The sequence below is a fragment of the Sodalis sp. RH19 genome (genome assembly GCF_047324215.1).
GTDB lineage: Bacteria > Pseudomonadota > Gammaproteobacteria > Enterobacterales > Enterobacteriaceae > Acerihabitans.
Window position 1 is genome coordinate 1528771 of the sequence record NZ_CP178734.1, and the last position, 12691, is coordinate 1541461.

Below are 12691 nucleotides of genomic sequence, written 5' to 3' on the forward strand. Positions count from 1 at the left end.
CACAAAAGGAACCCATTGTTTCACCGGCGGGTACCGGTATCGAACACCGTCGTCCCCGAGGGGTCTCCTGGCATCTCGCGCACAAGTCACTAGGAGACCCTTCGGGTCGGACGTAGACATCGTTGATCAACAGGTTGCGCCTACGCAACCAGGCAGAAAAATACCTCCATCCCTACCAGCAACACGAAGTATTGGCGGGATACATGCCTTTGCAGAAGGTGGGGACATGCTCGGGATACCCCGCTGTTTGCGGGACAATGCCTGACGACCGCGGGAAATCGCGGTACGAGCAGCACTTATCTGATCTCAACACGCCTTGGGAGCCGCACGCCGCTTGCGGGCGGTTGTGCGTTCGCCTCCGGAGGATTCGATCGACACGGTGCCTTTGCAATCGGGATAACGGCTACATGACCAAAAGACGCCGGTTTTGCCGGTACGCTGCCGCGTCGCGGCCCCGCAAATCGGGCAGGCTGGGCCTTCAGGGGCCTGGATGGACAAGGTAAAGCCGCGGTATTGCTGAACCAATTGAGTCAGCCAGATGGATTGCTTTTCGATGAATATGTCCAACGTCAGTTGTCCGGCCTCAATCCTGTCCAGAGCCTGCTCCCAGATTGCGGTTGTGCCCGGATCGGCAATAGCCGCCGGTACAGCGTCAATGAGTGTAAACGCCGCGTCTGAAGCGCGGATCGCCCGGCCTTTCTTCAGCAGGTAGCCGCGGGTCAGCAGGCCACTGATGATGTTTGCTCGTGTTGCCTCGGTGCCGATGCCCACAGTGTCTTTAAGTTTCTGTTGCAGGCGAGGATCGGATACCAATTTGGCGACACCCTTCATCGCTTTAACGAGCTCTCCCTGCGTGTAATGCCTTGGGGGCAGCGTTTTGAGTGCCTTGAGATCGATACCGTTCACATGGCATGACAGACCCTGGTATAGCGCAGGCAATACTTGGCTGCTGGCAGCAACGTCGCCATCATTATCCGGCTGCGGCTCGGTCAGCACCAGATGCCAGCCTGGAATGATCACCTGCTTGCCTACGGCCTGGAGCATTTGACCACCACAGGTGAGACGCGCGGTGGTGCGGTCGAATTCGTGGTGGGGAAAAAATTGTGCAAGATAATGCGCACGGATTAGCCGGTAAACTGCCCGCTCTTTCTCGTTCAGCTTCGAAAAATCGACCGGCTCCAACGTTGGAATAATACCGTGGTGTGCCGTGACTTTGCTGTCGTTCCAGGCACGCGAGCGTTGGTTGCGATCGAGCTGGTCGATGAACGGTTGCAGCGTGGGGTCGGTTTTGAGCAGGCTGTCGAGGACCGTGGACACTTCGGTCAGCATGCTTTCAGGTAGAAAGCCTGAATCGGAGCGCGGATAAGTGGTCGCTTTATGCGTCTCGTACAATACCTGAGCAATGTCCAGTGTCTCCTGCACGTCGAGTCCCAACTGCCTGGAGCCGACTTCCTGAAGCGTGCTGAGGTCGAAAGGCAGCGGTGGGCCTTCACGCATCCGCTCTGTGTCGACTGATATTATCTGAGCAGTACCGGCCGCGCGAATACGTTGTGTCGCTTGTTGCGCGGCGCTCTCCTGCAGGCATCTGCCATTGCCGTCGCTACAGGCGTCAGGCGCAATCCATTCCGCAGTGAACGGTTGTCCATTTGCCGACAGCGTCACGCCGATGGCCCAGAAAGCCAAGGGCACAAATCGCGCGATTTCGCGGTCGCGGTCAACAATCAGCCTTAGTGTCGGCGTTTGAACGCGGCCGACCGAGAATACGCCATCATAGCCGGCCTGGCGTCCCAAAACGGTGAACAGACGGCTCAGATTTATGCCAACCAGCCAATCGGCTCGGGAGCGCGCCAGAGCCGAATAGTACATTGGTAACGTTTCGGCTGAAGGCCTCAACGCACTGAGCGCTTTGCGGATGGACGCATCGTTCAGTGCCGACAGCCACAGGCGTTGAATTGGCCCGTGATAGCCACATAAGTCGATGAGCTCGCGGGCGATTAGCTCGCCTTCTCGGTCGGCGTCGGTCGCTATAATGAGTTCGGTGGCCTTAGCCAGCAGCGCCTTGACGACCTTGAACTGGGAGGCCGTTTTGGATTTGATCTCAACATGCCAGCGTTCGGGAATGATGGGCAACTGCTCAATGGACCAGCGCTTGTACTGCTTACTGTAAGTTTCTGGCGGCGCGGCCTCGACGAGATGGCCGATGCACCATGTTACGACGACTCCCGGCCCATTGAGGTAGCCATCGGCGCGCTGCTTTGCGCCCAGAACGCGCCCGATGTCTTTACCCTGAGACGGTTTCTCGCACAGATAAATTCGCATTTGAGTTCCGGCAAACATGTGATTACAGGATGCATAACAATCTGTGTGATTGAGTCTTCACAGTCAGCAGAAAACCGGGATCAGGTCGCTACCGTATTCTATTAGCAGACCCATAGGAGGACGTCTCAGGTCGAGGTATGGTCAGAAACGCAGAACTCAACTAAAAATCTCATTTATCAGTACGCTAATAAAAACCAAAACGGGTGGGACAACTGATATTTTATAAAAAATAATGCGATTTTTTTCGCATCAACAACCCACATGCCCACAGCTGCATTGGTCGGACTCAATTCGATCGCATACTGGGGACTCTTAACATCATCGGGGGAGCTAGAACAGGCTAATCAGAAGTTTCATGACCGACTGGTTAAGAGGTGCGTTAGCGACAACTTAAATTAACATGGCTGTAGTTATCGATTCCTTTGATTTACAACATGTAATTTTATCATCGTTATTAGTACCATCGAAGGGGAAAATGTAATATTATCATAGGCATGTTAAGAAATAACTGGTCGAAAATCCTAATTTGTAAACCATACTAATAAATAAGGCTTATCCTATGAGGATGAAGGAAAATAGATGATACTTTCATGCAGGATAAAAGGGCTGTTTAGCAAAATTCAGACATATTTTCGCCGTCAGCCTGTCATTGAGAGCGCAGAAGATGATGTAACTTATGACACGCTGACACCAAAAATAATAACCGACGAACGCGTCCGTGAATACTTCAAAGCCTTGGATTTCGCCTTTTCAAAGAAAGACACCAAGAATATTGCTATCACTGGTCCTTATGGGGCCGGTAAAAGTACGGTAATTCTTTCTTATTTGAATACACGTTACGAAAACGGGTATATCAATGTTTCATTGGCCGATTTTGATATATCGGAAAAAGGGAACAAACAACCACATGAAAATGCTGAGGTTGAGCTCAGTATACTGCAGCAGATCCTTTACAAGGAAAGTCGTGAAAACCTTCCCGATTCTCGAATAGACCGAATTCAGAACAGAAACAAAAAGCATATAATTTCACTGTTCATCTCTTCCCTAGGAATTGTAGTCCCGTTATCTCTTTTCTTTTTATCAGTGTTTACCCCAAAAATACTAACGTTTTTTGGCGCTGAAGCAGATAATATTCTCTATTTTAAAAGCATTTATCTTTTACGGTTTGGACTATCATCGGTTTTTGCATTAATAACTTTGTTCAGTATTGTCAGCGTGGCATCCAAAGCTGGTATTTTTGATAAGAAATTAAAACTCAGCAAAATAGCATTTTTGCAAGGTAGCGCTGATATAACCACCCAGGATTCACCATCACTGCTCAATAATTGCATGGATGAAATCGTCTACTTTTTCTCCCGGACAAGACGGAAAATAGTTGTTTTTGAAGATCTAGATAGACTGGGTAATACAGAGGTTTTTGTAAAACTTAGAGAGATCAACCAGATTGTGAATAATAATATCGGGAGCGAACCTGTCAGATTCGTGTACGCATGCAGAGATGATATTTTTTTGGGGGCTGATGTACGGACTAAATTTTTCGACTTCATTCTTCCAATTATCCCAATCATGGATAGCCGAAACGCTTACACGCATCTGAAAAACAAACTTAAAGATTTCCCAGTTGCAGAAGATAGTCTTCTTAAGCAAACATCATTGTATATAAGCGATATGCGCTCATTACAAAACATTGCCAATGAATTCAATCTATTCAAGCAGGTTGTTGATAATAATCATAATGATGCAAAAATATTTGCACTGGTTTTTTATAAAAATCTGTACGCCCAGGATTATAATCTCGTTGATAAGAAATCTGGTGTCCTTTATTCGTTCATAAATGATTATCGGCAAAGGAAGCTACATGAAGAATATTTTTCCTCCCTTGATGATAAATTAGATAAATTATCTATTAAACTTGAAATTATTAAAAAAGAAAAAGCCACCTCGGATTCAGATGTAAGAGAAGAAATTATTTGTAGATATGTCTCGAAGGAATTATGGAGCATTGTAAATTTTGCACTTGCAGAAAATTCTTATTCTAGTAAAACCTACTATAACGCTGATGGTCTATGTGTTAACCAAAGTGATTTCGTTTCCTTCTTCAGTTCATCAAAGAAAACATATATTGGGCTTATCGACAAGAGATATGGGGATCATTACATAGAGTTCGGAAAAAGCAATGTAATTGATGAGTATAACCGCAGAGCAGTGTTAGTAGCCTCTGGCAGGGATGCCGAATACAAGAAAATACTGTCTGAAATAGAAATGGTAAAGGAAAACATCCGAACACGTAATGCGATATCATTATCAGAGCTAACGAAGTTGATCGGATGGGTCAAATTCAAGGAGCTAGCTGAGCAATATTTTGAAAGTATGAATGATCCCGATATTATTGGGGAAGAGCAACTCAAGACTATCCGCTCAGGTCTTCGTCACGGAGGATTTGAAGCACTTTACTATTTGCTTGCGAATGGTTTTCTGATGCAGGATTTCATGATGTTCCGTTCTATATTCCAAGAGGGTTCCATTTCCGTTAATGACAATGATTACATTAAATCAGTAGGTAGATATATAAGTTGCGAAGAAGCTAATGATAACTATTCTCTTGATAATGAAAAAGAAGTTCTTGCAGAATTGGTAAGCCAGCATTTTATATATCGTGAGGGAGCGATACACCACCAAGTTGTTGCGTATATGCTGAACAATTGTATTTCAAATCTTGATGAAATGATCTCGGCGATTTTTAATAAATATTCAACAAAAATAATACCTGTGTTTACAGTATTAGATACTAAATTTGTTCAACCTTCATTATTTGTACAATTCATCAAGGCTGCACTGGAAGAAAACCGTTATCTCGACAAAATGGTATCAGTTCTTGAAGAAAGTGGAACAGGTGTTATACAAACCAAAATTACGGTTAATATGATAGCCTATGTCAGCCTCAAAGCATCTATACAACGAAACAAATACCAAACATTCGTGAAAAATAGGGGTTATGGTATTATATCCAGTCTTGATGCCGCAACGATAAATCCATTTTTAGATAACATAAAATCGCTCGGTGTTGTATATGATGAAGTTGCATTGCCTGTTGTTGATATTGAGTATCAGGCTTTAAAGTTTGTGGCAAATAACTTTATGTACACTTTCACAAAATCGAACTATAGGATCGTTGTCTCTGCATTGCTGGAAAATAAAAATATTGATTGCGAACAGGTTGATAAAACACCCTTTTCGTTAATTAATGAACACCAGCTAAATACAGTAAGAGAGTATGTTGACAATAATATTGATACTTTTGTGCGCGACATCTTTATTGATTCAGAAGAGGATAGCGCAACGGTAGTGAAAATGCTCAAACACCCTGCGCTGAGCGATGCACTCAGGATTGAGATCCTTAAAAACATGACGTTTACCGTTTCAGACCTTGGCCGCTTTACTGAAGCGGTAGATGTGGGGGAAGATCTCCTTTCTTACCATGACATGTTTTATCGCTACGACCGTGTTGCACCAAGCTGGGAAACGCTTCTTGCCTACATTTATGAAGACTGCAATCAAGACGTTCTGACAGGCTATATTGAGCAGCATGCGATATACCTAAGCAATCGAGACGCCGGAGTAGTTGATGGAGCAAATTATGACCTCCTTTATATGAAGGTCATTTGTAATGATAAGCTCAGCGACAGTGCATATGCTGAAGCCATGAAATCTGTCTATATAAATATCCATGAGTTTGACGAGCGACTTAGTATTGATAACTTCAATAGGCTTGTTAAAAACAATAAACTTACCCTTGATTCAGATGTATTTGATAAAATCTCTGAGCTTTTCATTAAATTAAATGAAGTTGCCGTCGTAGAGGTTTTTGTTAACTGGTTTTCAAAAAATAAAGAAGAGTTTTTCCGCGATACCAATTACTATCTTCATTCATCTGCCGAAGATACATTCCTTGAGAAAATGCTACAGGCCATAAATAATTCCGATAAATTCAATACGAAAGAAAAGGCTACTCTGCTGGTAAGATATCATGATAAGTATAATGCATCGTTTCTTGACAATCTTGCTACTTCACATGAAGTGATGCAGTCTATCATTGCGATATCAGATAATGACTCACTTAAAATAAAAATAATTATTAAGTTACTGGATGCTAGCTATAATCGAAGAGCAGATGTTGCTGTTTTAGTAGAGTATCTAAGTGAAAAAGAATACTCCAAAATCTTCAATCAGAAATATAAGGCAACACTCACCCTCGTTAATATTGAGGAGGCATCATCCTTGCTGGCAGCATTCCAGAATAAAGACTTGATTAAAAAATGGTCAATTAGGGATGACGGTAGATTTAGTATCGAGATCCGTCCGGACTTAAACGAGGAAGTCTTTTTGGATTAATCCTTTGAATCGTAAAGGGATTTCCGGAAGAATCCCTAATTCGAGGATTTCCCCCCCAACTGCTGGGCTGCCGGCTTGTACACCTTGCAACCGATAATAGTCCCGTTCTGGGCGCACAGGCGGCCCTAGTTCACAAGTTTCGCCTGTAAAACTGCTTAATTACTTAACCGCCGCTTGTTCTTCCGCCGTCGGTTTCGGACTGAGCTTCAGCGACTCGACGCGGTACGGCAGTATGCCGACACGACGAGCCTCAATTTTGAACGTCACGCGTTCGTTCTCGTCGGCGTCTTCCCATTCATCGCGTACTGTGCGGCCTTCAACTAGCACCCTCATCCCCCTTTGGTAAAGACCGGCCCAGTGTTGGGCATCACGATGCCAGATCTCCACCGGGGCCCAGAAGCCTCCGCGATCCTCAAAGCCGCCATCCTTGATCGGTACCGGGTTGTCGAAATAGATGTTCAGGCGCAGCAGCCGACGCGGCCCCTCGTTGCCGTTTGGAAACTCCCGGAATTCTGGCGCAGAACCAATATTGCCCTCGCCGTAGAAATGTGTGCTCATAGGTTGTGTTCCTCAGTGGTGTGGGTCATGTTGTACCGCTGGTAAACTGCTTCGGCCTGTGCCATTTTGCTGGCGCAGTCCATAGCCTGTCGGGCGAAGTGATGGGTGAGGCTGATTTGCATGTTGAGTACGATGCGTTGTTGCTCAATGGCGTAAAGGTTCTCACGAAGGGTAGAGGGCATTCTTTGTAATGAGCTGTTCATCAGTTCTTCCCACAGTCCTACACCCATCCTGGAACGGTCAGGGTTGCGCCAGCGTAGGAAGGTCGTCCCTGCGCCAGTCTTTTGCTGGGCCAGTTGCACGTATAGCAGGTTGAATGGGTAGGTGTCGGTCTGCGGCATCACTCGCCGTTGCGCCAGTGCGATCAGGTCGTCGCGCAGTGAAATACATTGGCTGGCCCAGTCCTCCAGACTCCCCTTACCTTTAAAAGGTCTTAAAAGGCCTTTTAGGTAGGCTGCGTGTTCCAGACTGCGGAAGTCTGCCTGTTCCAGCCCGACAAAACGATTCGAAACGTTCATTCTGGCTCCCCTTCGTCATCGAAATCGGTTGCCTCGTCTTTAGGCAATCCAGCCTGAGGGGTTGGCGTACCGGCTACGAGACCGGGGCTATCATCCGTCACACCCTGTTCAGTTTCATCGCGACGTGATGTTGTGGGTATCGTCAACCGATGTTGCAGTGGCGGCGCAAATCGGGAACGGTGGGTGCCTTCAAGCACGTCTTGCGGCAGTTCGCCATATTTCTCCAGGACAACGCGCGCCGCGGCATTGTTCGCGGCAAAATCGTCACGCTTCGTGCCAGAGTAGCGGTACTGTTGCGCCAGACTGAAAAGACTACGTAATGCATGCGCGCCTTCTTTAAGCCAGCGCTCCAGCGTGCTGCGGTCAATCATGGCAGTGTGATGCGCCAGGATCATGCGCCGGGCCAGATCGTCATAATCGGCAAGCAGGTAGACCGCCATGAAGCCGAGTTGGGATGCCACGAACAGCGGCAACTTCACAGGTTGCACGTTGAGGTTCTCACCCAGCGACAGGGCCGGTGGCACCTCTGCCAGCGCCTGGTCAACCTGTTCGCGCAGGTTCTGGAGTTGCTCGCTGGTGGCGGCGAGTTTGTCTTCGATACGCAGCATCCACCAATCGGAATAGGGATCGTCTTGTTCTGCACCGCGTTTGAGTTTGTTCATTATCGCAACGAAACCATTCAAGCCGACAATGCCAGGCTTGCCCTCGGTAGCCGCTCGTCCGTGCCAGATGCGAGAAGCGTGATGGGTATGCAGTGTCAGCGACATCGCGCTGCGTAATGATCCCAGGTTCAACTGCAAAGATTCTGTTTCGTTTGCCATAGCGATGACTCATCGTTGATGAAATGAGTCGTTAGCATCGGTATTATTCGGAATGCCGTCAGTCATTAAACCGCACTGCCGGACAGCCTGTTTGTGGGATAAGTTTCGTCAGGACTTTGCATGTTCCATTCGGTGCCGGAAAGCTGTGTGTAGAGCTATACCAGTGGTATAGGCGGCTATGGAATTCAGCAGACATTCGGACACGGATGATAATTTTATTATGAGAGGGGTCTTCATATCAGTTGCGGTTATGACAAACGAAGTAAGGCGCGTAGCCGGGCGATATGCGCTTGTGCGCCCTCGAGATCAACCGGTCGCGAAGATTGTGGCTCGGGTGCTCGGCTTGCCGTTGCTGTCTTCTGTCCCGCCCAGGTGTGAAACTCGCCGCGCATGGCCTTCTGAATAATACCAAACAAGTAGCCGGCTGGATTGCGCACCTCTTTGGATCCACACCGGACATCCCATTCTTCCAGAATGGCCTGGTGTAGCTCCGAGTCGAGCGATTGTAATGCCGCCAGTGCGCCAGTCTTCTGCTCGGCACTGAGCGCCATGAAACGGCCGGGTAGGTGCAAAACGCCTTGCGCGCGCGGTACTGTACGTACTTCTTTTATTTTTTCTTTTTTACGTACTGTACTATCAGCCTTCGGATCCCGAAGAGAGTGGGTTTTGCTGGTTTTCTCACCTGCTTCGGATCCCGAAGACGGTGCATCACAATTCCGAAGAAGGTCTTTTGTCCGGTCTTCGGGATCGTAATTATCCATTCCTTGTGGATAACTTGATGCCGCGTCCCAGCCTTGAGCCTGCAATCGCTGCGACAATACCTGCAGGCGACTTGGTAGTACTTGCCCCTTGAGCATGGGGTCTTCTGTCAATTCTCTCAGGGTATGCATGCCCACACGCTGTACTGATTTGTTGGCATGCGCCAGAGACTTGCTGGCCAGTTCCAAATAATCTGTATCAAGCTGGATCGCTTCGTAAGGGGTGAGCGGTTCGTCATGCAGGACATACAGATTGCCCTGTATACGTCCCGTCATCGGGTCACGGCGACGCCTGACCAGACTCAGCCAGCGCGTCAGCCGCAGCAGTGTAAGGGCGCGAGCCACCGTTTCATGTGACGCGCGCGCGGCACATGGCATCGATGCCAGCCAAGGAGCCAACTGGTTGTAGGTGGGCAAAACGGTGATGCCATCCTCATTGAGCAAAAGCCGGAAGACCTGCCAGGCGTTGCGTTCAAGTGGGGTCAGACGTTTATCGAGCAGCAGGGCGCGCGGCACGCTATCGTGCCTATTGCCACTGAAAATGAACCCGTCGGTCGGCGAGGATAGTGGTCTGGCCAAAACCGAGTGCTGAATGTCGAGGCGTTGAAACGCCTGATCGAACAGCTCGTCCAGCGGTACGGGGCCGCGAGATCGGCGTGGACTATCCATCAGGTCAACCCTTCATCAATCCATCCGCGTATGGCATTCCAGATAACTGAAAGGGGCAGAGCCGTGTTTTCTGCAAAGTCGGCAGCGATGTCCAGCATTGCCATATCGTTTGTCGGTGCTATGCCGGATTTTTTCACGGCGGCGGACCAGCGGTGCCATAAATCGGTGTCCTGCTCCTCAGTCAGTATGGGATGGCGGCCCTTACGCCTGGGCAAACCGATTATGCTACGACGCAGTGCTATCTCTTGGTGGGTCAGGCCAAAGAATTTACAAATGAGGTCGGTACTGGCGCCCAGGCGTAGGAGTCGATCGATTTGTTCGATCTCCTGGGTGACGTTGTCGACCTGGCGCAATAAACGGCGTAGCACATCGTGGTTCACGCTGACGGAGCACCAAGACACGGTGGCGTTGGCCAGTACGCTAGCCATTGCCGGACGCTTAAGCGCATCCAAATCCTCATCGTCAAATCCCATGGATTTGGCTCGACGCAACTGACCGTTGCGCAAATCATGAAGCGCCTGGGCGATCACTGCCTGGTTGAGCGGATGCGGACCGGACATAGCGGTGCTCCTCATGACCCGTGGACGGCATTAACGCTATTTTTGATGCCGGCCTCTATATCCATTAGCCGCCGGGCAAGTCTAAGCAAACGGAACAGCTTCACTAGGCCGCTGTCGCTGAGCCGGTAAAACTGTTCCTGAGACGGGCTGGCCTGGTCTGGAGTTCCCAGCAGCAGATGGCCCAGAACATTTGCCAAGGGCAACGTTTCAGCGCGCGCAGCGGCATAGTCAGCGGAATCATAAGTCGCACTCAGTGCATGTAACAGTGACAGAACTGGACTGCTTAATGGCTCAAAGACTACAGCGTCCTGACGGAACCGAAAACCAATACCGATTTCACAGGTTTCAATGTTGTCAGCATCCCCGGCTTCGCTAGCGATTTCACTCGCGAACTGGGCGATATGGGTACGCAAGCGGCCAGGCTCGTCCAGCGTCGGATCGATGTACCAGATGTCGGTGATCGGATAAAGACCGCCAACCTGCACGGGGATGGCCCGCAGAACGTTTTGTTCGAAGTCCGGGTGGGTTTGACCGGTATGGTCGGCAATGAGTTGCTGAATCGACTCAAGCCTTTCTGTCGTTCCCGCGGGGGTGACGATATGCTCCTGCAGCACTGAGGCGAGTAGGGCATTTCCCTCATCTTGACCATCCGGTGGAGTTTCGCCGCTTGGCGATGATACGGGAGAGATAATACTCGGCACGCTAGATCTAGGAATAGCGGCTGTTTTCGGTGGCATTATGACTGGTGCCGGTTGCGATAGGGTTGATGCCTTGGAAGTAGCGGGTGATATCGCTTTCTGTTGCGGTGTTGAGAGGGCTACCTTAGACGCGTTTACCGGCGGCGAAGAGGCTTCACTACTCAGTATTTGCCAGCGCTTTTCAGCATCAAAGATCTCAAAGGCCAATGTGTCATATTCGACGCCGAGCAGCTCGGACATTTGGCCGATCAATTCGTCCTGGACCCGTTGAGCGCTGAAGTTCCCAGGTGCATTGTCGAACAAAGCCAGCACGTCCTGGAACAAAGTGGGGAAATCTACAGGTGAACTTTTTGTCGTGCAAAGTGACTCCCAGGCTCTGGCGCCAGCCCGGCGCAGGCTGGTCAGTTGCTCGATTTGTGGTCGCCCGAGTCCGGCAAACAGAACTGTCGGGATGGCCGGCAGCAGATACTGGATGGTTTCTTGCATGCGGCTGATGTGAGGCTGTGGAACGGGATACCCATCGGCCTTGAGGCGGCGCGCAAGCTCTGACTGTGATGGCGATTTGCCGGTTTCCTGCTCGTAGAGTTCGCGAGCTCTCTCAACACCGAGCGCCCGCTCAATAAAGGATAGTCTGCCATGTAATTCGTCCTCCGCTAGGTGGCCGGTCAACGCGATAATTTCGCCACGGTCCGGCCAGGGGCGAAACAGACATGAAATACGGAAGAAACGCGCTTCCCTTGTTTCAGCCCATAGCTCGCGAAGTATTGCCAGTCGGGTGTTTCCACCGTTGCGAATGATGTAATGGTCAGCATCCGGCCGGCGGGTAATCGGGGGTGGGGCATCAAGTCCTCGCTCGTGAATGGAGGCCTTTATTTCCTCATAGAGTGGATTGCGTGTTAGGCGTGGGTCCAGTTCATAAGGGCGTAGTTCGTCAAGCGTGACGATTATTGGTGTATCTGAAATCGGATCGCTTAGGGTGTTTGCTACCGTGGCAGTACGGGTAAAACCGTCGGCCATTAGTTTCACCGCCATATCCTGTGGGGAGATATCAGGCATAGTCAGTTTCCCCTTTCGCTGGTGCGATCCATCTCAGCCTCAGTTGACGATGCTCGTCGTTAGATAACATCATTTCCAGGTGTTTGATTGCGGTGTGGGAAGACAGGCGCGCAAGATCACGTTTGTTGAAGGCCAAAAATTCATAAATACCGCCAGGGGCACGGTGGACCAGTTCATAGTAGGACGACAAAGTGGGTTGTATGTCCAGATCAAGCAGTAGCACCCGCAGTCCGGCATCGGCGATAAAACCACCGAGGTTCACGGCGACGGTTGTTTTACCCACCCCACCTTTTGTCGAAATGACAGAAATCACCTGCATAGTTTGCTCCTGGTTATCGAAAA

General features: G+C 49.3%; 8 protein-coding genes and 1 pseudogene. 1 reads left to right on the forward strand and 8 read right to left on the reverse strand.

What is annotated here, in order from left to right; all coding sequences use genetic code 11:
- Positions 1-306: 306 nt before the first annotated feature.
- Positions 307-2319 (reverse strand): DNA topoisomerase III, encoded by a 2013-nt coding sequence (locus ACL2XF_RS06895; protein ID WP_413728321.1) that lies wholly within the window; start codon positions 2317-2319, stop codon positions 307-309.
- Positions 2320-2898: 579 nt separating this feature from the next.
- Between ACL2XF_RS06895 and ACL2XF_RS06900 the strand changes: the two genes are divergently transcribed.
- A complete protein-coding gene (locus ACL2XF_RS06900) occupies positions 2899-6711 on the forward strand; it encodes a DNA-binding protein (RefSeq protein ID WP_413728322.1) in 3813 nt (1270 codons plus the stop codon).
- A 159-nt stretch (positions 6712-6870) separates the two neighbouring features.
- Here ACL2XF_RS06900 and ACL2XF_RS06905 read toward each other — a convergent pair whose 3' ends face one another.
- From ACL2XF_RS06905 to ACL2XF_RS06935, 7 genes and pseudogenes are all read right to left on the reverse strand, one after another.
- Complete coding sequence (locus tag ACL2XF_RS06905) at positions 6871-7269, reverse strand: single-stranded DNA-binding protein (RefSeq protein ID WP_132921178.1); 399 nt, start codon at positions 7267-7269, stop codon at positions 6871-6873.
- A complete protein-coding gene (locus ACL2XF_RS06910) occupies positions 7266-7787 on the reverse strand; it encodes a DUF3158 family protein (protein WP_132921179.1) in 522 nt (173 codons plus the stop codon). The genes ACL2XF_RS06905 and ACL2XF_RS06910 overlap by 4 nt, the downstream gene beginning before the upstream one ends.
- Complete coding sequence (locus ACL2XF_RS06915; RefSeq protein WP_413728323.1) at positions 7784-8608, reverse strand: PFL_4669 family integrating conjugative element protein; 825 nt, start codon at positions 8606-8608, stop codon at positions 7784-7786. Before ACL2XF_RS06915 ends, ACL2XF_RS06910 begins: the two co-directional genes overlap by 4 nt.
- Positions 8609-8856: 248 nt before the next feature.
- Positions 8857-10035, reverse strand: coding sequence for an STY4528 family pathogenicity island replication protein (locus ACL2XF_RS06920; protein ID WP_132921180.1), 1179 nt, complete (start codon positions 10033-10035; stop codon positions 8857-8859).
- The gene (locus tag ACL2XF_RS06925) at positions 10035-10595 is read right to left on the reverse strand and encodes a DUF2857 domain-containing protein (protein ID WP_132921181.1); all 561 of its coding nucleotides are present in this window, start codon (positions 10593-10595) and stop codon (positions 10035-10037) included. The genes ACL2XF_RS06920 and ACL2XF_RS06925 overlap by 1 nt, the downstream gene beginning before the upstream one ends.
- Positions 10596-10606: 11 nt before the next feature.
- Positions 10607-12349: a ParB family protein gene (locus ACL2XF_RS06930; RefSeq protein WP_413728324.1), complete on the reverse strand. Its 1743-nt coding sequence runs from the start codon at positions 12347-12349 to the stop codon at positions 10607-10609.
- A gap of 16 nt (positions 12350-12365) precedes the next feature.
- Positions 12366-12668: pseudogene (locus ACL2XF_RS06935) on the reverse strand (ParA family protein); the annotation flags it as partial.
- Between the last annotated feature and the right edge of the window lie 23 nt (positions 12669-12691).